This window comes from Streptomyces sp. NPDC001407 (assembly GCF_042895325.1).
In the GTDB taxonomy this organism is placed as follows: domain Bacteria; phylum Actinomycetota; class Actinomycetes; order Streptomycetales; family Streptomycetaceae; genus Streptomyces.
On sequence record NZ_JBIAWF010000002.1, the window covers coordinates 229,481 to 252,982 of the forward strand.

A 23,502-nucleotide genomic window follows, 5' to 3' on the forward strand; every position below is an offset into this window, starting at 1 on the left:
AGGAACACATGCACACCACCGGCCGCTCCCTCCCCCAGTTGCTCACCGAAGCCCGACGGTGGTTCGAGGACGCCCTGTTGGCGACCCTCACGGAGGCGGGCGCGACGCCGGTCTCCCCCACTCAGGTCCAGCTCTTCGCCGTGCTCGACGAGGACGGCACGACGGTCTCCGAGCTGGCCCGCCGGATGGGCGTCGCCCGGCAGACCGCACACCAGGCCGTCCACGCGCTGGTGGCGGCCGGGTTGCTGGAGCAGGTGCCCGACCCGGCGTCCGGCAGGCAGCGGTTGATCCGGCGCACCCCCGAGGGGAGACGCGCCCACAAGCAGGCCACCCGTATCCTCGAACGGCTTGAGGAGGAGCTCGCCGGGCGCATCGGACGCCGGGCACTCGACGCGCTGCGGTCCGCCTTGGAGACCCCTTGGGGCGCGCCACCGGCGCTCAACCGGCGATAGGACACGCAGTCCGTTGCATCACGGCTCCTCGATCTCGCAGGGGCTCAACGGCCGGGTGGCGGGCCCCTGGAGGACGGTGCCGTCCGTGGCGAAGCGGGAGCCGTGGCAGGGGCATTCCCAGGTCAGTTCAGCGGCGTTGAACGCCACCAGGCAGCCCAGGTGTGTGCAGCGGGCCGAGACCGCGCGCAGGGTTCCGTCGGCCTGCCGGTGGACGGCGCACTTGCGGCCTCCCGTCCGGACGACGGCTCCCGTGCCGGGTTCGATCCCGGCCACGGAAACGACGTGGCTCGGCCGCAGCCGGTCGCCCACGAAGTGGCGGCCGACGGTGGCCTGGTGCTTGAGCAGGGCGGGTGCCTCGCGCACGGCGCTCCACATGCGGCGGGGGTCGTACAACGCGGCCCAGGAGGGGGTGGGTCCGGTGATGAGGTCCGTCAGGAGGCGGCCGGCCATGACCCCGCCGCTCATCCCCCAGCCGCCGAAGCCGGTGGCCACATAGGTGTGCTGGGCGCCGGGGTGGAAGGGGCCGACGAGCGGCACGGTGTCGGTGGAGTCGTTGTCCTGCGCCGCCCAGTGGTGGACGATCTCGGCGCGGGGGAAGTGCCGGCGGGTCCAGTCGGCCAGCTTCCCGAAGCGTCCGGCGACGTCTCCCGAGCCGGGGGTGAAGCTCTCGCCGGTCACGATCAGCAGCCGGCGGCCTTCCCCGTACGGGGCCGTGCGCACCGACCGCTTGTTGTCCTCCTCGGTGATGTACATGCCGCCCGGGTCGTCCGCGGCCGGGATCGCGGCGGCGAGCACGAGTTCCCGGCGCGGCGAGAGCCGGGTGAACAGCAGGGCCCGGTCGAAGACGGGGTAGTGGGTGGCCACCACGACGTCCTCCGCGGTGACCACGGCCCCGTTCTCGGCCGTCACCCGGCAAGGTGAGCCCTCGCTCAGGCCCCTGATCCGGGTGCGTTCGCGGATCCGCGCGCCGCGGGTCCGCAGGTCCTCGGCGAGCGCGAGCAGGTAGTTCCGCGGGTGGAACTGCGCTTGGCCCTCGACCCGGACCAGGCCCGCGACCGGGAAGGGGAGCGTCGTCTCCTCGGTGCAGGAGGCGGCCAGGCCCGCCTCGGCGGCGGCCTCCGCCTCGGCCCGTACGGCGTCCCGGGCGCCCGGGTCGGTGACGTAGGTGAAGGCGGGCAGCCGTTCCAGGTCGCAGTCCACGCGCAGCGCGGCCGCGACCTCGGCGACCCGCTCGACGGCCTCCTGCTGGGAGCGTGCGTAGAGCCGGGCCCCTTCCGCGCCGCGGGTCCGGCGCAGCCGGTCGTAGACGAGGGTGTGCAGGGCGGACACCTTGGCGGTGGTGTAACCGGTGACGCCCGCCGCGAGGCGGTCGGCCTCCAGCACCGCCACCGACCGGCCCGCCTCCATCAGCTCCCAGGCCGTGCTCAGCCCCGCGATGCCGCCGCCGATCACGGCGATGTCCACGGTGAGGTCGGAGTCGAGGGCCGGGTGGGAGGGGGCGGGCGCGGGGGCGGTGGCCATCCAGTAGGACTCTGCACTGCCGGGCAGGGAGGGAGCGGAGGAAGCGCACATGGCGGCCGGGTTCCCGCGAAGCCGGGGCCGAACCGCTCCGGCTCGTATTCGCCCGTACGGCCGTGTCGTGCGCAGAACTCCCCGTCGCCTTCTCGGCGTGCCGCTTTCACTCTCCGGGATGCCGCCACCTGCCCGGGTCTCCGCCGGAGAATACGCTGGAAGCCGGGGGCAGGCGGCGAGGAGTCCCATGAGCACGAGTCCGGTCCGGCGCTACGCGCTCACGCTGCCCGGCCCCCCGGGAGGGCACGCGCCGCCGACGGTGGTCGTGGTGAGCCTGACCGAGACCCCCGGCCCCAACGGCGGCCGAGTCTGGGCGGATCCCACCGGTGAGTGGCGGGTGCAGATCATCAGCGAGGCCGCCACCGTGCTCGCCGCACCCGCCGGGTACGCGGGTCACCGCTGTCTCCATGCCGTGCCGATGCCTTGAGTCCCGCCTTCGGCGGGGCGCGGCCCGCAGGTGTCCACCGGGCGGCATCCGGAAGTCCCCCGGCAAGTGGCCCGGTCCCGCCGGCCCGGGTTTTGATGCGCGTGCAGCGGTTAGATGAATTTTCCGACCCGCTGTGCCGCCCGTGCGTGCCTGCTGGGACAGCACCCCGAAAAGGTCCCGGGAGTGGCGTGCGCGGGCGCTCGCACGGGTCCGAATCCGAAGGCCGGGAGACAGGGGTGAAGCCATGACACCGGAGCGCGCCGGTGAACGCACCGCGTCGCATTCGGACGCACCCGTCGACACGGCCGCCTTGGAGGCGGCGCTGCGGCGGCGGGTGGACGGCGAGGTGCGCTTCGATCCCGGCAGCCGCGGGGCGTATGTCACGGACGGTTCCAACTACCGGCAGGTTCCCCTCGGCGTGGTCGTACCGCACGACGTGGAGGCCGGGGCGGAGACGGTCGCGGTGTGCGCGCGGTTCGGCGCTCCGGTTCTGTCACGGGGCGGTGGCACCAGTCTGGGCGGGCAGTGCACCAACGCCGCGGTGGTCATCGACTGGACGAAATACTGCGATCGGCTGCTCTCGGTCGACACCGAGGCCAGGACGTGTGTGGTCGAGCCGGGCATCGTCCTCGACGAGCTCAACCGGCAGCTGTCCCGGCACAAGCTGAAGTTCGGGCCGAAGCCGGCGACGCACAGTCACTGCGCCTTGGGCGGGATGATCGGCAACAACTCGTGCGGCGGCTCGGCCCAGGCGTACGGCAAGACGGTGGACAACGTGCGGCGCCTGGAGATCCTCACCTATGACGGGGTGCGCTGCTGGGTCGGCCCCACTTCGGACGAGGAGTTCGCGGCGGTTGTCGCGGCGGGAGGCCGGAAGGCCGAGCTTTATCAGGGCTTGCGCGATATCGGCAGCCGCTATATGGCGGACATCCGGAAAGGCTTCCCGAATATTCCGCGGCGGGTTTCCGGCTACAACCTGGATTCCTTGCTGCCGGAGAAGGGCTTCGATCTGGCCCGGGCGCTCGTGGGCAGCGAAGGGACCCTGGTGACCGTGTTGCGCGCGGAACTCGGCCTGGTGCCGGTTCCGCCCCACGAGGCGATGGTGGTCCTGGGGTACGAGGACATCTGTGCCGCGGCGGACGAGGTCCCGAAGCTGTTGGAGCTCAGTTCCCCGGAATTGCTGGAGGCCATGGACGGGCGGATGGCACAGTTGATGCGTGAGGAGCACGCCTATCTCGATTCGCTGGAGCGGTTCCCGGAAGGGGACAGCTGGCTGCTGGTGCAGTTCAGCGGTGACAGCCGCGAGGAGGCCGACCGCAAGGCGTACGACCTGCTGCGGGCGCTGGGGCGCGGCGAGGACGACCCCTCGGTGGCGTTCTCCGACGACCCGGGCCGCGAGCGGATGCTGCTGCGGGCGCGGGAGGCTGGCCTCGGGGTGACGGCCCGGCCGCCGGACGGCAGTGACACCTGGGAGGGGTGGGAGGATTCCGCGGTCCCCCCGGAGAAACTCGGGGACTATCTGCGGGATCTGAAGGCCCTTTTCGCGGAATTCGACTACGGCCGTCCGACCTTGTACGGGCATTTCGGCCACGGGTGTGTGCACACCCGGATCCCCTTCCGGCTGAAGACCGCCGAGGGAGTCGCCGACTTCCGTCGTTTCCTGCTCCGGGCCGCGGACCTCGTCACTTCCTACGGAGGGTCGCTGTCCGGCGAGCACGGTGACGGGCAGGCGCGTGGTGAGCTGCTGCCGCGGATGTTCGGCGATTCCCTGGTCGCGGCGTTCGGTGAGGTCAAGGCGCTCTTCGATCCCGGAAACCGGATGAACCCCGGCAAGGTGGTGGCTCCTTACCGGGTCGACGAGAACCTCCGGCTGGGCCCGCTGTGGCGCCCGGCGAGCCAGGCCACCGTGTTCGCCTATCCCGAGGACGATCATTCGTTCAAGCGGGCGGTGATGCGGTGTGTCGGCATCGGCAACTGCCGCAGCCACACGGGCGGGGTGATGTGTCCTTCCTACCGGGCGACCGGTGAGGAGGAGCACTCCACCCGGGGGCGGGCCCGGTTGCTGTTCGAGATGCTCGGCGGGCACGCCGACTCGGCCATCACCGACGGCTGGCGCTCCACCGCCGTCCGCGACGCCCTCGACCTGTGCCTGGCGTGCAAGGGCTGCAAGTCCGACTGCCCGACCGGTGTCGACATGGCCACCTACAAGGCGGAGTTCCTCTCGCACCATTACGAGCGGCGGCCGCGTCCGGTCTCCCATTACTCCCTGGGCTGGCTGCCGTTGTGGGCCCGCGCCTCACGGCTCGCGCCGGGCCTGGTCAACGCCGTGCTCCAGGCGCCCGGTCTGGCGTCGGCCGGCAAGCGTCTCGCGGGAGTCGCGGCCGAGCGCAAGGCGCCGGCATTCGCCGAGGAGTCCTTCGTCCAGTGGTGGACGCGGCGCGGCACCGAGGAGCCGGCTCCGGACGACCCGCGGACGGTGGTGCTGTGGCCGGACACCTTCAGCAACTACTTCCACCCGGGCATCGCCAAGTCCGCCGTGCGAGTGCTGGAGGACGCGGGTTTCAAGGTCGCGGTGCCGGAGCAGGCGGTGTGCTGCGGCCTGACCTGGATCACCACCGGCCAGCTGGCGACCACGAAGAAGGTCCTGCGGCGCACGGTGGACGTGCTGGGTCCGTTCCTCGCGGCGGGGACGCCCATCGTCGGCCTGGAGCCTTCCTGTACGGCGGTCTTCCGCGCCGACGCCGTCGAGCTGATGCCCGAGGACGAGGACGTCCGAAGGCTCGCGCAGCAGCTGCGGACCCTCTCCGAGCTGCTTCTCAGCGATGCCGCGAAGGAGTGGCAGCCGCCGCGTCTGACCCGTACGGCGGTGGTGCAGACGCACTGTCATCAGCACGCGGTGCTGAAGTTCGACGCGGACCGCGAGCTGATGCGCCGGGCCGGCCTGGAGGCCGATGTGCTCGACGAGGGCTGCTGCGGGCTCGCGGGCAGCTTCGGGTTCGAACGCGGCCACTACGACGTGTCGATGAAGGTCGGTGAGCAGGGGGTGCTGCCGGCGGTACGGGGGGCCGCACCGAGTTCGCTGATCCTCGCGGACGGCTACAGCTGCCGTACCCAGATCGAGCAGGGCGGCACCGGGCGGCGCGCGATGCACTTGGCCGAGGCCCTGGCCCTCGGTCTGGACGGAGGCCCTCCCCCGCAGGACCACCCGGAGAAGATCGTCGAGCGTCCCGGCACCCGGCCCGGGGCCCCGCGCCTGGCCGCGGGGGCCGCCGCGGCGGTCGTCCTGGCCGCGGCGAGCGCCGGCGCCTGGCGGTGGCGCAGGCGCAACTGAGCCGAACGGGCGGGCCCGGCACCCGGGGCCCGCGTCGTCCGCCCGCGGGGCCGCCCGGCTCCTTACGGTTCCCTCGACGCGGCCCGCCCGGAATCCACGACCCGAGTGCGACGAAAGGAAACTTCGTGTCGATCAAGTCGATCAAGGTGTCCGACTACATCCTGCGGCGGCTGCGCGAGTGGGAGGTCGAGCACGTCTTCGCCTACGCGGGTGACGGCATCAACGGCCTGCTCGCCGCCTGGGGCCGGGCGGACGACAAGCCCCGGTTCATCCAGTCCCGGCACGAGGAGATGTCGGCCTTCGAGGCCGTCGGGTACGCCAAGTTCTCCGGCAAGGTGGGGGTGTGCGCGGCGACGTCCGGCCCCGGGGCGATCCATCTGCTCAACGGGCTCTACGACGCCAAGCTCGACCACGTGCCGGTCGTCGCGATCGTGGGGCAGACCAACCGCAGCGCGATGGGCGGCTCCTATCAGCAGGAGGTCGACCTGCTGTCTCTGTACAAGGACGTCGCCTCGGAGTTCTGCGAGATGGTGACGGTCCCCGAACAGCTGCCCAACGTCCTCGACCGGGCCATGCGGACCGCCTACGCCAAGCGCACCGTGACGGCGGTCGTCATCCCCGCCGACGTGCAGGAGCTGGACTACTCCCCGCCCACCCACGCCTTCAAGATGGTGCCCTCCAGCCTGGGCATGTCCTCGTACGCGCCGGTCCCGGCGCCCGAGGATGTCGAGCGGGCCGCCGAGGTCCTCAACGCGGGCAAGAAGGTCGCCGTCCTGATCGGGCAGGGCGCGCGCGGTGCGCGGGCCGAGGTCCAGGAGCTCGCCGACACCCTGGGGGCCGGGGTGGCCAAGGCGCTGCTGGGCAAGGACGCGCTCCCGGACGACCTGCCGTACGTGACCGGCTCGATCGGTCTGCTCGGCACCCGCCCGTCGTACGAGCTGATGCAGGGCTGCGACACCCTCCTCGTCGTGGGCTCCAGCTTCCCCTACACGCAGTTCCTGCCCGAGCTCGACCAGGCCCGCGCCGTGCAGATCGACGTCGACCCCTCCATGGTCGGCCTGCGCTACCCCTTCGAGGTCAATCTGGTCGGGGACGCGAAGGAGACGCTCAAGGCGCTGCTTCCGCTGCTGAAGCGCAAGGACCACGGGTCGTGGCGGAAGAAGATCGAGAAGGACACGGCCCGCTGGTGGGAGGTCATGGAGCGGCGCGCTGCCGTGGACGCCGAACCCATCAACCCGGAGTACGTCGTGCACGCCCTCGACGCGCTGCTGCCGGACGACGTGGTCCTCGCGGCCGACTCCGGTTCGGCGGCGAACTGGTACGCGCGTCACCTGCGGATGCGCGGCGCCATGCGCGGCTCGCTGTCCGGCACGCTCGCCACCATGGGCCCGGGCGTGCCCTACGTCATCGGCGCGAAGTTCGCCCACCCGCACCGCCCGGCGCTCGCGATCGTCGGGGACGGGGCCATGCAGATGAACGGCATGGCAGAGCTCATCACGGCCTCCAAGTACTGGTCGGAGTGGCAGGATCCGCGGCTGATCGTCGCGGTGCTGAACAACCAGGACCTCAACCAGGTCACGTGGGAGATGCGGGCGATGTCCGGGGCCCCGCAGTTCCTGCCCTCCCAGTCCATCCCGGATGTGCCCTACGCCGACTTCGCCCGCTCCATCGGCCTCGACGGCGTGCGGGTCGAGAAGCCCGGCGACGTCGTGGCCGCCTGGGAGCGGGCCCTGGGCGCCGACCGGCCGTTCGTGATCGACTTCCGCACCGACCCGGCCGTGCCCCCGATCCCGCCGCACGCCAGCCTCGACCAGATCGAGGCGGCGGCCGCCTCGATCATCAAGGGCGACAGCGACCGCGCGGGAATGATCCGGCAGGGCTTCAAGGCGAAGGTCCAGGAGATGCTTCCCGGCCACCGCCACCGCGAGGACCGGCCGGGCGCGTCAGGAAGCCCGGACGGCAAGTGACCGGCGGGGCAGGTGGCACGGAGCCGGCGGTCGACAGCGTCGAGACGGCCGTCTACACCGTGCCCACCGACGCGGCCGAAGGCGACGGCACCCTCACCTGGGACTCGACGACGCTGGTGCTGGCCGAGGTGAAGTGCGGTGACGTCACCGGCCTCGGCTACACCTACGGCGCACCCGCCACCGCCCAGGTCATCGACCAGCAGCTCGCCGGCCTCGTGAGGGGCCACCGCGCCTGGGACATCCCGGCCGCCAACGAGAGGATGAGCCGGGCCGTACGCAACGCGGCACGGCCCGGCCTGGTCGCCGGGGCCCTCTCCGCCGTCGACATCGCGCTGTGGGACCTCAAGGCGCGGCTGCTGGGCCTCCCTCTCGTCCGGCTGCTGGGCGCGGGCCCCGGTGAGGTTCCCGTCTACGGCAGTGGTGGCTTCACCACCTATGACGATCAGCGACAGGACGCCCAACTCCGCGCCTGGGTGGCCGAGCAGGGCATTCCACGCGTCAAGATCAAGATCGGTGAGTCCTGGGGGCGGGCCGAGAAGCGCGACCGCGAGCGCGTCACACGGGCGCGCCGGAGCATCGGCACGGACACCGAGCTCTACGTCGACGCCAACGGCGCCTACACCCGCAAGCAGGCCGTCCGTCTCGCCCCGCATCTCGACGCCGAGGGCGTCACCTGGTTCGAGGAACCCGTCTCCTCCGACGACCTGACCGGCCTGGGACACGTCCGGGCCGCCGTGCCCCTGGATGTCGCCGCCGGCGAATACGGCTACGCCCTCCCCTACTTCGGGCACATGCTCGCGGCGGAGGCCGTGGACTGCCTGCAAGCCGACGCGACCCGCTGCGGCGGCATCACCGTGTGGCTGCGCGCCGCGGCCCTCGCGGAGGCCGCAGGGCTGGCGATCTCCGGCCACTGCGCGCCCCATGTGCACGCCCACGCGGCCGCTTCGGTGCCCAACCTCCGTCACCTCGAATGGTTCCACGACCACGTCCGGATCGAGAGGCTCTTCTTCGACGGCGTACTGGATCCGAGTGGCGGGACGATCCGGCCCGGGGCATCGGGCGCCGCGGGGCACGGGCTCACCCTGCGCCGCCGGGACGCGGAGCGCTACCGCGTCGCCTGAGGCCCGGTCGCCCGGAGCCCGGGAGAAGGACAACAAGTGATCCCTGGTCGACGAGGAAAGGCAGGCACCATGGAACAGACCGTCGTCATCACCGGTGCCAGCGCGGGCATCGGCCGCGCCACCGCCCGGGCGTTCGCCGCGCGCGGAGCGAACGTCGTCCTGCTGGCCCGCGGCCGGTCCGGCCTGGCCGCCGCCGCCCGCGAGGTCGAGGCAGCCGGCGGAAAGGCACTGACGGTGCCCACCGACATGGCGGACCACGGCCAGGTGGAAGCGGCGGCGGACGCCGCCGTGCGAGCCTTCGGAAGGATCGACGTATGGGTCAACGTCGCCTTCACCTCCGTCTTCGCGCCGTTCACCGAGATCACGCCCGAGGAGTACGCCCGGGTCACCCAGGTCTCCTACCTGGGCTTCGTCAACGGCACCCGCGCCGCGCTCACCCGCATGCTCCCCGAGGACCACGGCACCGTCGTCCAGATCGGCTCCGCCCTCGGCTACCGGGCCATCCCCTTGCAGTCCGCCTACTGCGGTGCCAAGCACGCCGTCAACGGCTTCACCTCATCGGTGCGCACCGAGCTCATGCACCGGGGCAGCAATGTGCGCATCACCGTCGTCCAGATGCCGGCCGTCAACACCCCGCAGTTCTCCTGGGTCCTCTCGCGCCTGCCCAGGCGCCCCCAGCCGGTCCCGCCGATCTACCAGCCCGAAGTCGCGGCCCGCGCCGTGCTCCACGCCGCGGACCACCCCACCCGTAAGCAGTTCTACGTCGGCGCCAGCACCGTCGCCACCATCCTGGGCAACAAGGTCGCCGCCGGTCTCCTCGACCGCTACCTCGCCCGTACGGGGTACGGCTCCCAGCAGACCGAGCAGGCCGACGACCCCGGGCGTCCCGACAACCTCTGGCACCCGCTGGACGACACCGACGGCCACGACTTCGGCGCCCACGGCTCCTTCGACCGCCAGGCCCACGGCCGCTCCCCCCAGCTGTGGTGCTCCCAGCACCCCGTCCGCGCGGCCGCCCTGGCCTCTTTGACCGCGCTGGGCGCCACGGCCCTGACGCGCCGCCTCGTGCGGAAATGACCACGGCGCGCCTGCCCGCCGTTGCCTGTCGCGAGGTTGAGGTCCGCCAGGCCGGGCAGGTGCAGAGCATGGACGGTGTCGTGGAAGCGCGGGCGTCGCTCGCGAAGAACAGACTTGACGGCGGGTGCGGGCGATGACGCTTCAGCAGCGGACCGTCCTCGAAGAACGACACGTCACTGTGTTCCTGTCCGGCGAGATAGACCACTGCAATGCGCCCCGGCTCTCGGAAACCCTGTGCCGGTGCCTGGAGACCGGCCCGGAGCTGGTCACCGTCGACTTGACGCAGGTCTCCTTCTGCGGCTGCGCCGGCGTGAACGTGCTGCTCCAGGCTCGCCGCCGCGCCGCCGGGGAAGGCGCGACCCTGACGGTGTCAGGAGTACGCGCTCCGATAGTGGCCCGCCTCTTCGACGTCGTCGGTGTCGATGCCATCCTGGGCCTCCCTCAACCGACATAACAGACACGATATTTGACGGACCATCATCCCATCGGCCACAGGGTGAGCGCCGCCATCAGCCCGATCCCGGCCACCGTCCACGTCGCGTAGTCGCCGACGTGCCCCGAGTGCAACCGGCGCAGCGGAGTGGCCCAGCGCCCTGACGGGAGAGCCTCGCGCACCGCCAGCACGGCCAGCCCCACGGCGAGCGCGGCGGACAACAGACCGAGGCCGGCCCCGGCCGGGCTCCACCACGTGTGCGGCATGTGCGGGGCCGTGATGTGCCGCCCGTCCAGGACGGCGCCGGCGTAGCCCGCGTGATCGGTGAACGCCCAGGCGGCGACGTCCACGGCCCGGGCCACCCCGGGGATCGTGCCCACGGCCAGTGCGCCCGCCAGCAGCAGCGCTGCCACCGCCACCATGGGCCGGGGCAGGCGCCACACCGCCCGCCCGGTCTCCGGTTCCTCGTCGCCCCGGGTCTCCGGGCCCGTCGTCGTCCGGGGCTTCTCCCCCGCCCCCAGGAAGACATGGGCCGCCACGCGCAGCACCGCGCCGCCCGTGACCGCCGACACGAGGACGAAGAGGAACAGCAAGCCCCCGGAGTGTTCCTCGGCCAGCGCCTTGCCCAGCGCCGTGCCGAAGGGCGGCAGCCCGGCGAGCGCGAGACCACCGAGGGCGAAGAGCGCGCCGAGTCCGCGCATGTCCCGTCCCCGGCCGTGGAGTTCGCCTTCGTCGACGCTGCCGTGCCGGTCGAGGAGCACACCGGTGCAGGCGAAGAGCGAGGCCTTGACGCCGGTGTGTCCCAGCACGTACAGGCAGACGCCCGCCGCGCCCCGCGAGGCCCCGGCGAGCCCGACGAGGAACAGCCCGGTGTGCCCGACGGTGGAGAAGGCGAGCAGCCGCTTCACGTGCCGCTGCTGCCAGCACATCACCGCGCCCACCAGCGCGGTGGCCACGCCGAGGACGAGGAGGACCCGCCGGAAGTCCTCCGCCGGGATGCCCCCGGGACCGGCGAAGACGGTCGTGTGGACGCGGGCGGCGCCGTAGACGCCCATCTCCACCATCACCCCGGACAGCAGCATGCACACCGGGGTGGGCGCCACCGCGTGCGCGTCCGGCAGCCAGAAGTGGAAGGGCGCGGCCGCCGCCTTGACCAGCAGCCCCGTCAGGACCAGGACGAACGCGGCGACGACGAGCGCGTCGTGCCGGGGTCCGGCGTCCAGCGCTCTGCCGACCTGGGCCATGCCGAGCTCCCCGGTGCGGGCGTACAGCAGGGCGATGCCGAGCAACGAGGCGTATCCGCCGAGGGAGTTGACGAAGCCGAAGGCGAGGGCGCCCTGGACCGGCCGGGCCTCCTCGACCCGGTATCCGGTGAGCGCGTAGCCGACGACGCCCATCAGCTCGAAGAACACGAACGCGTCGAAGAGGTCCCCGGTGAGGGCGAAGCCGCACATGCCCGCCTGGAAGAGCAGGACGAGCGCGGGGTAGGCGCCGGGGTGGCCGTGGGGCTGCTCGTCGAAGTACCGCCAGGAGTAGAGGAGTACGGCCGTGACGAGCACCGAGGTCAGCGCCGCCAGCCCCGTCCCCACCCGGTCGCCGACGAGCACGATCCCGACGCTGTGCCCGTGGCTCGGCCGCCACCCGCCGACCCAGGACACCGCGGGCCCCCGGGCGAGGAGGACCAGGGCGAGCCCGGCCGTGGCCGCGGCACAGACACACCCCACGGTCTCGGCGACCGGCCGCGCCATCCGCCGCCCGGCGCCGGACAGCAGGGCCGCGCCGAACAGGGGCACCGCCACGATCAAAGGAAGCAGCCGGTCCACCGATTCCTCACCCCCTCAGCGCGGAGAGCTCGTCGGGATCGGTGGTGCCGTGCCGCTTGGCGGTCTGGACGACCAGGGCGAGCAGGAGCGCGGTCACCGTGGCACCGACGACGACATCGGTGAGGGTCAGGGCCTGCACGACCGGATCGACCACCCGGGTGCCGGTCGGCGCGTCGGAGAAGACCGGCGCGGTCCCGCCCCGGCGGTAGCCGACGGCCAGCAGCAGCACATAGGTCGAGGACTGCGCCACCGACAGGCAACCGACGGCGTGCACGAGGTCGCGGCTGGTGGCCAGGCCGTACACGCCGATCAGGAAGATCCACCCGGCCGTCAGATAGGGGAACACGCTCATGTCTTGTCGCCCTTCTCGATCTCCAGGGCCTGGCGCAGGAAGTGGGAGAGCAGGACGACGACCGCGGAGGCGACCTCCACGCCGACGGCCGCGTTGAGCAAGGGGACGGTTCCGCCGGAGGAGAGGGTGTTGAAGGTGCCGTACGGCAGGAAGTTGGCCAAATAGGCGGACCCGGCGAGCAGCCCGCCGACGCCGAGCAGGACGTACGCCACCTCGCCCAGGGCGTCACCGATCTCGTAGAGGCCGACGGGCCGGACGCGCTCCAGGGCGATGTAGTCGACGCTGACGTAGAGCAGGTGGAACGCGGTGGCCACGACGACGCCGCCCTGGAAGCCGCCGCCGGGGCTGAGCTGGCCGTGCGCGATCACGTACAGGCCGATGAGCAGGGTGACCGGCAGCGCGACGAGGCCGTAGCGGCGCAGCGTGCGGGGCACCGGCACCGGGCGCGGGGCCTCGCGGTGTTCGTCGCGGGTCTGCCGGAGCAGCAGGACCGTGCCGAGGACGGCGGAGAAGAGGATGCTCTCCTCGCCGAGCGTGTCGAAGGCGCGCTGGTCGAAGTTCACGCCGGAGACGGTGTTCGCGGTGTGCCGTCGCAGGGACGCCTCGACCGCCCGGTCGCCGTAGGGGTGCCAGGCACCGCCGAAGCGCGGCAGGTCCAGGCATGCCGCGGCGAGCAGCGCGGCTGTCGCGAGCAGCCCGGCGGCCAGGACCCACATGCGCACACGACGGCTCATTCCCGCCGCTTCCCGGATCCGCGCCGCACCTTGCGCACCGTCAGCAGGATCATCAGCGGGGTGAGGGCCGAGCCGACACCGAGCTGGGAGAGCCCCACGTCGGGTGCCTGGAGCACGGTGAAGGCGACGGCGAGGCCGAGGCCCAGCAGGGAGAGCACGACGGCCTGGCGGGCCGGGTCCCGGTTGAGCACGGCGGCGGTCGCGGCGGCCGCCACGAACAGCAGCGAGAGGACGAGGAGCGCGTCATCCACTCCGCACCGCCCGGGTCGTGACCATCCCGCCGGCGACCAGCAGCGCCCCGATGACGATCACCTTGATCATCGCCCGCCCCGGGGCCGTCACCAGGCACAGCGGGACGACGGTCGCGGGCACGCCGACCACGACGAGGGGGGTCAGCCGGCGCACGCCGGGCGGGTCGCCCCCGCCGCCGTCGAGGAGGAGGCGGGCGAAGACCAGCGTCCCGGCCGGCCCCAGCACGGAGACGACGAGCGCGAGATCGACGTACGCCGGGCGCCCGTACCCCTGTGCCAGCAGCAGGAAGACCAGGCACAGCAGCAGCGTCGCCATGTTCTGGGCGACGACCCGCCGCCCGGCCGCGCCGAAGGCGGCGCCCCACAGGCTCGACCCCAGACCGCCGGCGATGAGCAGGGCCGCGGCGCCCAGCCACCAGTTCATCCGGCCGCCGCCCGCCGCGCGCTCCGGGCCGCCCAGGCCGCCACCAGCGCGGACCCCGCGCCGACCGCCAGCTCCAGCGTGTCGACCGGCCCGATCAGCGTGACCCACAGCGCGAGGAGACCGGCCCACCACCCGAGGCCCTCCAGCGCGCCCCTGAGGACGTCACGCACCCTCGCCTCACCTCCGGTTCCGACCGCAACGCCCCAGTATCGGCCACCAGGTGGCGGTGTGCCGGGACCGGCCGGGGCGTGTCGTCCACCGGTGGGGGCGCGGGAGGCGAGACTGGAAACCACCTACGCGTTCCGTTGCACGGGCGGGAGAGACGTTGTCGAAGGGGTCAGAGGGACCCGAGGGCTACGACGCCGGACCGTACGTCCCCGAAGGCGCCGACCTGCGCGCCCTGCGGACCGCGGCCGACGGCTGCCAGGGCTGTCCCCTCCACCGCGAGGCGACCCGGACGGTCTTCGGCTCCGGTGAGGCCTCGGCGCGCCTGGTGCTCGTCGGGGAACAACCCGGCGACCAGGAGGACCGGCAGGGGAAGCCCTTCGTCGGCCCGGCAGGCGGCGTGCTGGAACGGGCGCTCGGCGAGGCGGGGATCGACCCCGCCGACACGTACGTCACCAACGCCGTCAAACACTTCAAGTTCGAACAGGCGGCGCGCGGCAAACGCCGCATCCACAAGGCGCCCAGCCTGCGGGAGATCAGCGCGTGCAAGCCGTGGCTCGCCGCCGAGCTGCGTCTCGTCGACCCCGAGGTGGTCGTCGCGCTCGGCGCGATCGCCGGGAAGGCCCTGCTCGGCTCCTCGTTCCGGGTGACCCAGCAGCGTGGCGTGGCACAGCCGCTGCCGTCCCTTGACGGATCGGAGGAGGACGAGGGAGTGCTGGTCGCCACCATCCACCCCTCCGCGGTGCTACGGGCGGACGACGCGAGCCGCGCCGAGATGTACGGAGGGCTGGTGACGGACCTCAAGCTCGCGGGCCGGCTGTTGGGCTGACGGGCTTCGAGCGGCCTTCGGTGGATCGGATGGGCCGTCGGCCGGGGTGCCGGCCGACGACCCGAAGGGTCCTGCGGGTTCTGTTACTTGAAGAGACGGTCCTTGCTGGTGGCCATGCGGTGGGTGGTGCTGTGGTGGCCGACCCAGTCACGGATGAGCTTGATGGCGTTGGCGCATTTCCAGCTGTTGTCGTACTCGCGCACGCCGGTGAACGCCCCGTACCCGGCGATGATGCCGTCCACCCGGGCGTCGCCGAGGAGTTTGTCCACGTACCAGGGGTCGTTGTAGGTGGTCGTCCAGGACAGCATGCCCCCGAGCCGGCGGGCGGCACGGTCCGCAGCCCCCTTCTTCAGCTCCGCGCAGGTGTTCCGGGCAGGCTCGGTGCAGTTCCCGAAGCCCTTGGTGATGTCACTGTCCCCGTAATCCATCGCCCGGTGACACCGACTTGTGGGCGTCCCGGCCGACCAGCAGCTCCTTGTGGGGCCCGGCGACGGCGAGCATCGCTGCCTTGACGGACAGGGAGCTGCCACAGGTGGAGAAGAAGGTGTGCTCGGCCCCTACGGCGTCGGCCATCAATTCCTGGGCCCGCTCCAGGATCCGGTGCGAGCTCGTGCGGTCGTCCAGGCCGCTCGTCGCCAGCACGTCCCTGGTGAACACGGCCTCGCCCAGCCCCGACAGGACCGCCGGATCGGCACCGCGGCCCTGTTTGTGACCCGGCGGCGTGAACGGGGTCTGACCCGCGTCCCTGTACGCGGTCAGCGCCTCCAGAACGGGTGCGCATGAGTGGTCCATCGAGTCTCCGCTCCCCTGATCGGCACCCGAGGCCCTCCTTCCGTGCTTCCCGTGCTGCCGTAGGAAGGAGGTTCCCAGAGCTCACCATCTGTTCATCGCGGGCGGGCCCGCAACCGGAACTGGTGCCTCTGGGCCCGTGCTTCCCTCCCGCCTACCCGGGCCGATGGCGAGAATGCGCCCCCGGTCCGGGCCCGGCCTCACCACGGGTCGAATCCTCCGCGGTCCGCTCCGTCAAGGCCGGCCCGGATGATCGCCCACCCGGCACCTGGGCCGATGACCCGGTCCTCCGCGGCGCACTGACCGGGTACCCGGAAACGCCCGGAAGGGGTCACCGCACCGAAGTCGGTACCAGCGCGGCGGAGATCGTCGCGGCGGCGTCGCGCAGCAGCGTCTCCTGCCGGGCGGCCTCCGGCCTCGCCGGGTCCAGCGCGCCGCGTGGTCCCGTCATGAACAGGGCGGCCTCTTCGGTGACGCCACGGCACGGAACGGTGACCGCGAGCGACGCGAGCTCGGGCTCCTCGGTGTCCGTGTCGAGGACGCACCGCCCGTCGTGCGGGTCTTCAAGGACCCGCGCCGCGGCGCTGGTGGGTGGCAGTACGGCGCCGGTCGTCAGCCGCTGCGGGCTGTTGTCCGGCCGGAAGACGTGGTGGATGACCTGCGCACCCTCGGGGTGCGCTACGGCGAGGCGGACGCTCATGCCGCTGTGTGCCGCGAGGTTGTCGGCCCACGGCATGGCCGCGGCCCGGATGTCGTTGCAGTCCTGGCGCACACCGCCTGCCGGCGGGAAGGCCTCGGTCAGGCGGTAGCTGTCGGCCTCGCCGTCGTAGGCCACCAGCCCCTCGGCCCGGAGATCGTCCAGCAGATCCCGTACGGTGCCGGCGGGGAGGCCGAGTTCGGCTGTCATGTGGAGGGAGGACACACCACGGTCCTGGTGCCGGGCCAGCAGTGCGAGCAGGGCGGCCGTGTGGCCGACGGGCGCTTGGTGATGGGGCATCTGTGCATCTCCTCGCCGTGCGGGATCGGAGGCGTGCACCCCACGCTAGGACGGCGAGGAGCCCGACGCTGTCCACCGATCGGTGGAAAGACCGGTGGAATGAACGGTGAAATCGGGGACCACCCCAGCCGAAGCCTTTGCCGCGTAGTCGCTCCGGCCGCGCCGACGCGCGATGGTGGAAGGAGGGAGGTCATGAGCGACGGCCGAATGCCGCCGGGAAAGGAGGCTGTCATGACGGGCTCGTCGGTATCCAGGCACCGGTCAGGGCTGCCGGAATTGATGGAATGGCTGGGATCGGGGTTTCCCGAGGTACCGATGGCGTGGCACGCCCGGGACTCCCACGTGATTCCGATCGAGGTGACAGAGGGTAGTGGGCAGTATGTGTTGCGTGCCGAGTTGCCGGACATCGACCCGGAGAAGGACGTCGAGATCACGGTCGAGGGCAACGTTCTGACCGTCCGCGCCGAGCGCGCCGAGAGCACGGACGACAAGAGTCACTCGGAATTCCGCTACGGCTCGTTCGAGCGCACCGTCCGATTGCCGTTCCGGATTCCGGAAGAAGGCCCGACGGCCGAATACCGGGACGGCATCCTCACCGTGACCGTTCCCCGCACGACCAGGGAGGAACCGGCCACGCGCACCGTTCCCGTCCGCCGCGTCGACTGACGTCACGTCTCACACCACCGTGGTGCCCGGGGCCCGTATCGGCCCTGGGGCGACCATCGCTTGGGGTCACAAAGAACCGTGAGGCAGGATCCGTACGTCACGGACCCTGCCTCGCCCGGCCGTCAGCTCAGCGCTTGGTCCGGTAAGCGACACTGTCGATATCAGTCGCGTACGGACACTCAGCCTTGGCGTACTCCCAGTTGAAGCGGCTCACGGAGACGCTGCCGTCACGGCAGTAGGCGGTGGTCTGCACGTACACCCTCATCCCCGCGCACTTCGCATGCCCGCGACCCGCATGCCCCGGGCCCGCATGGTCGGTCCACTTGATGCAGGCATGCACAGCCGGACCGGCCGGAGCAGCCACAGCGGGAGCGACCGCTCCCGCCACCAGTGCCAGCGAAGAGATACCCGCGGCGAACAACTTCCTTCTGACAGAGATCACTTCTCCCCCTTCCAGCGGAAGCCAACCCCGACATGCTGGCGGCACCGAGCGCCGGACGCAATCCACAGGAAGCCGAAACCTCGCGCCTGTCGTCCAGCGCTCACGCTCCCTCCCCCGATACCGCCCGGATCACGTGCCGTGCGCGCCGGGAACAGATCACAGGCCGGATCAGCCGCCCGCGACAGTCCGAGATCGGCGACCATGTTCGGCATGGAGATTCACGGCAGTTGCAGCGACCGGTTCAGCGCCGTACGGGAGGAGTTCGTGCGCTCCCTGCGCGGCGGAGCGGACGTCGGCGCCTCGGTGGCGGTCTACCTCGACGGCGAACCCGTCGTCGACCTGTGGGGCGGACACACCGACCAGGCGCGTACCGAACCGTGGCAGCGCGACACCGTCACCAACGTGTGGTCCATCACCAAGACGATGACCACGCTGTGCGCTCTCCTCCTCGTCGACCGGGGCGAACTCGGCCTGTCCACACCGGTCGCGGCATACTGGCCCGAGTTCCGTACCGAGGGGAAGGACCGGATCGAGGTCCGGCATCTGCTCGGCCACACCGCCGGCCTACCCGACTGGGACCAGCCCATGGCGCTCGACGATCTGTGCGACTGGGAAAAGGCCACCACCCTGCTGGCCCGCCAAGCACCCCGCTGGGAGCCCGGCACGGCGTCCGGCTATCACCGGTTCACGCATGGCTTCCTGATCGGTGAGGTCGTGCGCCGCGTCTGCGGGCAGTCGATCGGCGCGTTCTTCGCCGACCACATCGCCGGGCCGCTGGACATCGATTTCCACATCGGCCTCGCAGCCGAGCACGATCACCGTGTCTCCGAGGTCATCCCGCCGACCGCGCCCGCACCCGCGGCCAACCCACGGGTGGCCATCCCGGTCGGCGCTTATGTGACCGCCCAGGACACCAGAAGCGTCCAGTGGCGCCGTGCGGAGATCCCCGCCGCCGCGGGTTATGGGAACGCGCGATCCGTAGCCGCAGTGCAGTCGGTCCTCGCCACCGGAGGCAGGACGCCCTCGGCGCGCCTTCTCTCCGAAGCCACCTGCCGCTCGGTGTTTCGCGAACAGTCCCACGGCGTCGACCTCGTGCTCGGCGTCCCGCTGCGGTTCGGCATGGGCTACGCCCTCACCGCCGACGACGCACCGGTCCGCACGGCCAACCTCCGTACCTGCTACTGGGGTGGCCGAGGCGGGTCACTGGTCGTCAACGACTTCGACGCGCGCATGACCTTCGCGTACGTGATGAACCGGATGACCCACCTCGGACTCACCGACCCACGCGGCCGGACGCTTCTCCAGGCCGCCTACGAGGCACTGACGCCCTGACCGAAACCCCTGCTGGCGCCTTCACCGGATGACATCCCGTCCCACCGACGCCAGATAGCGCGGCGCCCGCCAGGCGTCCAGGCGTTGCTCCACCGCCGCGCCCAGCGACAGCAGGCCGGCGTCCTGGTGATCGCCCGACATCAGGAGCAGGCCGACGGGGAGTTCGTTCACGAAGCCTGCCGGGACCGACAGGGAGGGGTATCCTGCGACGGCCGCGGGGGTGGAGGACGGGATCACGTCGTTGTCGCCACGCGCGCAGTCGGTCGTCCAGGCGGGCGGGTTCGTCGGGGAGGCGATGGCGTCCAGGTGGTGCGTGGCCATGGTCTCGTCGATCGAGCGGCGGGACAGGTCCTTCAGCTCCGCGCGCATGGCCCGGTACTTCGGGTCGGTGACGGGAGGCGCCGCGAGAGCCTGCTCGAAGAGTTCCTGGCCGGCGAAGCAGGTCCGTTCCGCGGCGTGCGTGCGGTTGAATTCGATCAGCTCGGCGAGGTTCCGCGGCCCGTGGCGAGTGGCGAGGTAGGCGTCGATGTCCCGGTGGAACTCGCTCAGCAGCGCGGGATACTCGAGCTCGGCGAGGCGCTTCTGGTACGGGGGCGTCACCTCGACGACCTCGGCCCCCGCGGCACGCAGCTTCTCGGCCGTACGGGTCATCAAGGCGTCCACCTCCGGCCCGAGCGAGGGCAGCCGCCACAGGCCGATCCGTTTACCGCGCAGACCGCCGGGGCGCGGCACTCCGTCCGAGGCGCCGTCGCTCAGCACGGACAGGGTGAGCGCGACATCGGTCACGTTGCGCGCCATGGGACCCGCTGTGTCCTGCTCGGCGGAGATCGGCACCACTCCGGCTCGGCTCACCAGCCCGAGGCTGGGCTTGTGGCCGACGATCCCGTTCATCCCGGCCGGGCACACGATGGAGCCGTCCGTCTCCGTGCCGATCGCCACCTGCGACAGCGACGCGGCGAGCGCGGCGGCCGAACCGGAGGACGACCCGCACGGATTCCGGTCCAGTACGTAGGGATTGCTGGTCTGCCCACCCACCGCCGACCATCCCGATGTCGGCTTCGCCGCGCGGAAGTTCGCCCACTCGGAAAGGTTCGTCTTGCCGAGGATCACCGCCCCCGCGTCCCGCAACCGCATCACCAGGGCGGCGTCGGTGTCCGGCGGGCTGCCGGCCAGCGCGAGCGAGCCGGCCGTCGTCGGCATGTCGCGGGTGTTCACGTTGTCCTTGAGCAGGACGGGTATGCCGTCCAACGGCCCGCGGGCAGCGCCGTGCCGATGTCTGGCATCGCTGGCGGCCGCCTGGCGCAAAGCCGTCGGGTCGGTGTGCAGCACCGCGTTGATCTTGGGGTTGACGGTCTTGATCCGTCGCAGATAGGCGGCGGTCAGTGCGGACGAGCTCAGCGAACCGTCGGCCATGCGAGCCTGTAACTCCGGGATGGTCACCGTGTCGAGGTCGACCCCCAGTTTCGGAAGCGACCCGCCGGAATCGGCTCCCGCGGCTTCCGCACGCGGATACGGCGCGCCGGCGAGCAGGGATCCCGCGACCAGCATGGCGATCAGTGTGGCAACGCTCCTCATTTTCATGAGGGTCAGCGGACTATAGGCCGACGGCCCGGCGCAAGGGGGCCACATCTCTTCGCCGATCGGCAGCGAACCAGGGCCCACCCGCGCCGCCCAAGATCACTACATGCACAATGCACGCATGGCGATGACGAATATACCGAAGACCGCAGTGATCGACGATGCCGCGTCCATCAGTCGTTCCCTGGCCCGTGCCTTCGACGACGACCCGATGATGCGCTGGTTCTTTCCTGATGCCTCCTCGCGCGAGGGGTCGCTGGGGAGTTACTTCACCACGATCTTCACCCGGCAGTACGTCCACAACGGTGTGTGTGAGCGCACCGATGCCGCGGCCGCCTTCTGGGTGCCACCGGAGGCGCAGGCCAAGGCTGTTCCCGACGCGGACACCATCCAGCAGCTGCTGAACATTCTCGGCGACCGGGCCGGGCTGTTCAGGGACGCCGTCGAGACGGCCGCCGGGCACACGCCCCAGGAGCCGCACTGGTCCCTGGCGCTGATCGGCGCCGACCCCGCCGCCCAGGGCCAGGGACAGGGAGCCGCTCTGCTGCGCTCGGGGCTGGCCAAGGCCGACACGGCGGGTCTGCCCGTCTATCTGGAGTCCTCCAAGGCCTCCAACCTCCCCTTCTACGAGCACTTCGGCTTCACAGTGTGCGAGGAGCTGCCTCTGCCGGGAGACGGGCCGACGCTGTGGACGATGTGGCGCGAGCCGCGGCGGCCGGTCGGCGTCTGACCCTGGTTCACGCCAGCAGACCGGCAGCACACGCCCCGACCGCGCTGCCGGTCCCGCCTCAGGCCCGCGGGCTCACAGTCATGCGGATGTCGTCGGCCGCCCAGAGCACGAACCGTTCGACCGGGGTCACCTCGTGCCCCGGCACGGGCCGGAACCGGAAGCGTTTGAGCAGGACGGCCAGGATCAGTTCCGCCTCGACCATGGCCAGGGCGGCGCCCTCGCAGCCGCGCGGTCCGAGACCGAAGGGGATGTAGGCCAGCCTCGGCCGCTTGGCCGTCTCTTCCGGGGTGAAGCGCTCGGGCACGAACTTCTCGGGTTCGGGCCAGTGGTCAGGGTTCATGTGGACGGCCCAGAACGGGTAGAAGACCGTCGTCCCGGCCGGGAGCTCGTAGTCGCCCAGGACGAGGGCCTCGGTCGTCTCCCGCGCGCCGTACGGGCCGGGCGGGTAGAGCCGCATCGCTTCCTTGAGCACCATCTCCAGGTACGTGAGCCGGCGCAGGTCGGCGTATGCGGGCGCCGCGCGGTCGCCGAGCACGCGGTCGAGCTCGTCGGCGACGCGCCCGGCCGCTCCGGGATGCCGGCCCAGCAGGTGCAGGGTCCAGGAAACGGCCACCCCGGTCGTGTGGTGGGCGGCCAGCATCGCCACCATCACGGTGTCGCGGATCCGCGCGGGCCGTTCACCGGCCTCGATGAGCGCACCGATGAGATCGCTCCGGTCCGCGCGGTCGCCGGCCCGGTGCGCCACGACCACCCGGTCGACCACCGCTCGCAGGTAGGCCAGAGCCTCCGCCGCCCGCTCGGCGTGCTTCTCCCCCGGGCCCAGCGACGGCGCCTGGTAGAGCCGCCCCAGATGTTCGGTGAGCACCTCCTCGAAGGCGGCGACGACGCGGTCCGGGTCCTCGGCCTCGCCGCCCAGCGCGTACTCGCAGATCATCCGCAGCGACAGCGCGGTGAGGTCCTTCTGCAACTCCACGGGCCCCTGGCCGGCCCGCTCGGCCCAGCGATCCGCGAGCGCGGTGACCAGCTCGGTGAACCGCGCGAAGTGCCGCTCGTGGGAGGGCCGCCCGGCCAGCACCGACAGCAGCAGACGCCGCCATGGGGTGTGCTCGCAGGCCGGCATCACCTGCACATTGCCCGCCTCGAACAGCGGGGCGAGGAACGCGAACAACCGCTCCGGCCGCTTGTCCAAGCGGGCCGTGGCCTCCAGCAGTACGGGGTCGGCGACCGACACGGCCGTATCCGCGCCCGGGAGCTGGAACCGTACGACGGGCCCGTACTCGGCGTGCAGCCGTAACTGATAGAGGTGCAGTCCGCCCGCCGCCGCGACGGCACCGACCCCGCCGTCCGCCTGGGGCTCGGGACCGGGGATGTCCATGGCGTTCCTCCTCGCTGGAAGTCCGGGTCACGCGTCACCTTCGTACAACAGCGCTCGCCCTGCACGGATTTCAGGGTGCGAGCTCGTCGGTGATCGCGCCAGACGCCGGCTGACGGAACCTGGCCCCATGTCGGTATCGACCTGAGCCACTCCGCCCCATTTCGGTCATATGCGGTGTTCGATGTACGAGTTGACCGCGGCACCCCACCTCCCGAGCCAACGTATTTCCCGGGCGCCCGCACGGTCTTCGCCGTGCAGGACCTCGCTGTCTCCACGGCCCGGCGCCACTTCGGAGTCGTCCCCCGCCGCACCTGAGACAGCGCCGGGCACCACCTCAGAACCCGGACACTCGGCCTGTCGGCCCTGCGGATCGCGGGCAACGCCGCGCCCCGCAGCCACACCGTCCTGGAAGCTGTGGGCGAGGACCATGCCGGAGGTCGTCCAGGTCCTGCGCCCCGGCGGGGTCTTCATCCCGTTCTTCAGCACCAGGCCGGAGCTGCGCCGGCAGTACCTCCCGCACTTCCGCACCATCCGTGTCGTACGACACCCGTATCCGGCGCACGACACCACCGAGTACACCTATGGCATCAGTGGTGATGCCTATATCCAGTGCTTCCAAAAGGACTGACGTCGGT

The 23,502-nt window shown here is 71.6% G+C and carries 24 protein-coding genes and 1 pseudogene; 12 read left to right on the forward strand and 13 right to left on the reverse strand.

Annotated features, from left to right (window positions below; genetic code table 11):
* Positions 1–8 precede the first annotated feature (8 nt).
* Positions 9–452 (forward strand): MarR family winged helix-turn-helix transcriptional regulator, encoded by a 444-nt coding sequence (locus ACFY1P_RS04555; RefSeq protein WP_390749679.1) that lies wholly within the window; start codon positions 9–11, stop codon positions 450–452.
* Positions 453–470: 18 nt separating this feature from the next.
* On the opposite strand, the gene ACFY1P_RS04560 is transcribed toward ACFY1P_RS04555, so the two are convergent.
* Positions 471–1,973: an FAD-dependent oxidoreductase gene (locus ACFY1P_RS04560; RefSeq protein WP_390749680.1), complete on the reverse strand. Its 1,503-nt coding sequence runs from the start codon at positions 1,971–1,973 to the stop codon at positions 471–473.
* 238 nt (positions 1,974–2,211) lie between these two features.
* Between ACFY1P_RS04560 and ACFY1P_RS04565 the strand changes: the two genes are divergently transcribed.
* The 6 genes from ACFY1P_RS04565 to ACFY1P_RS04590 all read left to right on the forward strand — a co-directional run bounded on the left by ACFY1P_RS04565 (position 2,212) and on the right by ACFY1P_RS04590 (position 10,401).
* Positions 2,212–2,451 (forward strand): DUF6296 family protein, encoded by a 240-nt coding sequence (locus ACFY1P_RS04565; RefSeq protein WP_361520542.1) that lies wholly within the window; start codon positions 2,212–2,214, stop codon positions 2,449–2,451.
* 244 nt (positions 2,452–2,695) lie between these two features.
* Positions 2,696–5,782 carry an FAD-binding and (Fe-S)-binding domain-containing protein gene (locus ACFY1P_RS04570; RefSeq protein ID WP_390749681.1) on the forward strand — a complete coding sequence of 1,029 codons (3,087 nt, stop codon included), beginning with the start codon at positions 2,696–2,698 and terminating at the stop codon, positions 5,780–5,782.
* A gap of 140 nt (positions 5,783–5,922) precedes the next feature.
* The gene (locus ACFY1P_RS04575; protein WP_361520649.1) at positions 5,923–7,749 is read left to right on the forward strand and encodes a thiamine pyrophosphate-requiring protein; all 1,827 of its coding nucleotides are present in this window, start codon (positions 5,923–5,925) and stop codon (positions 7,747–7,749) included.
* Positions 7,746–8,870, forward strand: a complete 1,125-nt coding sequence (locus tag ACFY1P_RS04580; RefSeq protein ID WP_390749682.1) for an enolase C-terminal domain-like protein — start codon at positions 7,746–7,748, stop codon at positions 8,868–8,870. The genes ACFY1P_RS04575 and ACFY1P_RS04580 overlap by 4 nt, the downstream gene beginning before the upstream one ends.
* Positions 8,871–8,939: 69 nt before the next feature.
* Positions 8,940–9,947, forward strand: a complete 1,008-nt coding sequence (locus tag ACFY1P_RS04585) for an SDR family oxidoreductase (RefSeq protein ID WP_390749683.1) — start codon at positions 8,940–8,942, stop codon at positions 9,945–9,947.
* Between the two features lie 133 nt (positions 9,948–10,080).
* On the forward strand, positions 10,081–10,401 hold the full coding sequence (locus ACFY1P_RS04590) for an STAS domain-containing protein (RefSeq protein ID WP_361520553.1): 321 nt from the start codon (positions 10,081–10,083) through the stop codon (positions 10,399–10,401).
* A gap of 23 nt (positions 10,402–10,424) precedes the next feature.
* On the opposite strand, the gene ACFY1P_RS04595 is transcribed toward ACFY1P_RS04590, so the two are convergent.
* From ACFY1P_RS04595 to ACFY1P_RS04620, 6 genes are read right to left on the reverse strand one after another with little or no spacing between them, the layout of a single operon-like run.
* On the reverse strand, positions 10,425–12,203 hold the full coding sequence (locus ACFY1P_RS04595; protein WP_390749684.1) for a complex I subunit 5 family protein: 1,779 nt from the start codon (positions 12,201–12,203) through the stop codon (positions 10,425–10,427).
* 7 nt (positions 12,204–12,210) lie between these two features.
* Positions 12,211–12,555, reverse strand: a complete 345-nt coding sequence (locus tag ACFY1P_RS04600) for a sodium:proton antiporter (protein WP_361520558.1) — start codon at positions 12,553–12,555, stop codon at positions 12,211–12,213.
* On the reverse strand, positions 12,552–13,289 hold the full coding sequence (locus ACFY1P_RS04605; protein ID WP_361520560.1) for an MnhB domain-containing protein: 738 nt from the start codon (positions 13,287–13,289) through the stop codon (positions 12,552–12,554). Before ACFY1P_RS04605 ends, ACFY1P_RS04600 begins: the two co-directional genes overlap by 4 nt.
* Entirely contained in the window at positions 13,286–13,540 is a 255-nt protein-coding gene (locus ACFY1P_RS04610) for a hydrogenase subunit MbhD domain-containing protein (protein WP_361520562.1), read from the reverse strand. The genes ACFY1P_RS04605 and ACFY1P_RS04610 overlap by 4 nt, the downstream gene beginning before the upstream one ends.
* Positions 13,533–13,964: a monovalent cation/H+ antiporter complex subunit F gene (locus tag ACFY1P_RS04615; protein ID WP_390749685.1), complete on the reverse strand. Its 432-nt coding sequence runs from the start codon at positions 13,962–13,964 to the stop codon at positions 13,533–13,535. Before ACFY1P_RS04615 ends, ACFY1P_RS04610 begins: the two co-directional genes overlap by 8 nt.
* On the reverse strand, positions 13,961–14,134 hold the full coding sequence (locus ACFY1P_RS04620; RefSeq protein ID WP_361520567.1) for a hypothetical protein: 174 nt from the start codon (positions 14,132–14,134) through the stop codon (positions 13,961–13,963). Before ACFY1P_RS04620 ends, ACFY1P_RS04615 begins: the two co-directional genes overlap by 4 nt.
* A 155-nt stretch (positions 14,135–14,289) precedes the next feature.
* Between ACFY1P_RS04620 and ACFY1P_RS04625 the strand changes: the two genes are divergently transcribed.
* Positions 14,290–14,958 (forward strand): UdgX family uracil-DNA binding protein, encoded by a 669-nt coding sequence (locus tag ACFY1P_RS04625; protein WP_390749686.1) that lies wholly within the window; start codon positions 14,290–14,292, stop codon positions 14,956–14,958.
* Between the two features lie 83 nt (positions 14,959–15,041).
* Here the strand turns inward: ACFY1P_RS04625 and ACFY1P_RS04630 are convergent, their stop codons facing one another.
* The 3 genes and pseudogenes from ACFY1P_RS04630 to ACFY1P_RS04640 all read right to left on the reverse strand — a co-directional run bounded on the left by ACFY1P_RS04630 (position 15,042) and on the right by ACFY1P_RS04640 (position 16,744).
* Positions 15,042–15,386 (reverse strand): hypothetical protein, encoded by a 345-nt coding sequence (locus ACFY1P_RS04630; RefSeq protein ID WP_390749687.1) that lies wholly within the window; start codon positions 15,384–15,386, stop codon positions 15,042–15,044.
* Positions 15,373–15,750: pseudogene (locus tag ACFY1P_RS04635) on the reverse strand (ornithine decarboxylase); the annotation flags it as partial. The gene ACFY1P_RS04630 and the pseudogene ACFY1P_RS04635, both read right to left, overlap by 14 nt.
* Positions 15,751–16,078: 328 nt before the next feature.
* Positions 16,079–16,744, reverse strand: a complete 666-nt coding sequence (locus tag ACFY1P_RS04640) for an IclR family transcriptional regulator (protein ID WP_361520575.1) — start codon at positions 16,742–16,744, stop codon at positions 16,079–16,081.
* A 192-nt stretch (positions 16,745–16,936) separates the two neighbouring features.
* On the opposite strand from ACFY1P_RS04640, the gene ACFY1P_RS04645 reads away from it, so the two are divergent.
* Positions 16,937–17,410, forward strand: a complete 474-nt coding sequence (locus tag ACFY1P_RS04645) for an Hsp20/alpha crystallin family protein (RefSeq protein ID WP_361520578.1) — start codon at positions 16,937–16,939, stop codon at positions 17,408–17,410.
* A 127-nt stretch (positions 17,411–17,537) separates the two neighbouring features.
* Here ACFY1P_RS04645 and ACFY1P_RS04650 read toward each other — a convergent pair whose 3' ends face one another.
* Positions 17,538–17,675 carry a hypothetical protein gene (locus ACFY1P_RS04650; RefSeq protein WP_390749688.1) on the reverse strand — a complete coding sequence of 46 codons (138 nt, stop codon included), beginning with the start codon at positions 17,673–17,675 and terminating at the stop codon, positions 17,538–17,540.
* Between the two features lie 387 nt (positions 17,676–18,062).
* Here ACFY1P_RS04650 and ACFY1P_RS04655 point away from each other — a divergent pair, with 387 nt between their 5' ends.
* Entirely contained in the window at positions 18,063–19,184 is a 1,122-nt protein-coding gene (locus tag ACFY1P_RS04655; RefSeq protein WP_390749689.1) for a serine hydrolase domain-containing protein, read from the forward strand.
* 21 nt (positions 19,185–19,205) lie between these two features.
* Here the strand turns inward: ACFY1P_RS04655 and ACFY1P_RS04660 are convergent, their stop codons facing one another.
* Complete coding sequence (locus ACFY1P_RS04660) at positions 19,206–20,765, reverse strand: amidase family protein (RefSeq protein WP_361520586.1); 1,560 nt, start codon at positions 20,763–20,765, stop codon at positions 19,206–19,208.
* 118 nt (positions 20,766–20,883) lie between these two features.
* Between ACFY1P_RS04660 and ACFY1P_RS04665 the strand changes: the two genes are divergently transcribed.
* Complete coding sequence (locus ACFY1P_RS04665) at positions 20,884–21,492, forward strand: GNAT family N-acetyltransferase (protein ID WP_390749690.1); 609 nt, start codon at positions 20,884–20,886, stop codon at positions 21,490–21,492.
* A 58-nt stretch (positions 21,493–21,550) separates the two neighbouring features.
* Here the strand turns inward: ACFY1P_RS04665 and ACFY1P_RS04670 are convergent, their stop codons facing one another.
* On the reverse strand, positions 21,551–22,867 hold the full coding sequence (locus ACFY1P_RS04670; protein WP_390749691.1) for a cytochrome P450: 1,317 nt from the start codon (positions 22,865–22,867) through the stop codon (positions 21,551–21,553).
* A gap of 427 nt (positions 22,868–23,294) precedes the next feature.
* On the opposite strand from ACFY1P_RS04670, the gene ACFY1P_RS04675 reads away from it, so the two are divergent.
* On the forward strand, positions 23,295–23,495 hold the full coding sequence (locus tag ACFY1P_RS04675; RefSeq protein ID WP_390749692.1) for a hypothetical protein: 201 nt from the start codon (positions 23,295–23,297) through the stop codon (positions 23,493–23,495).
* Positions 23,496–23,502: the final 7 nt, after the last annotated feature.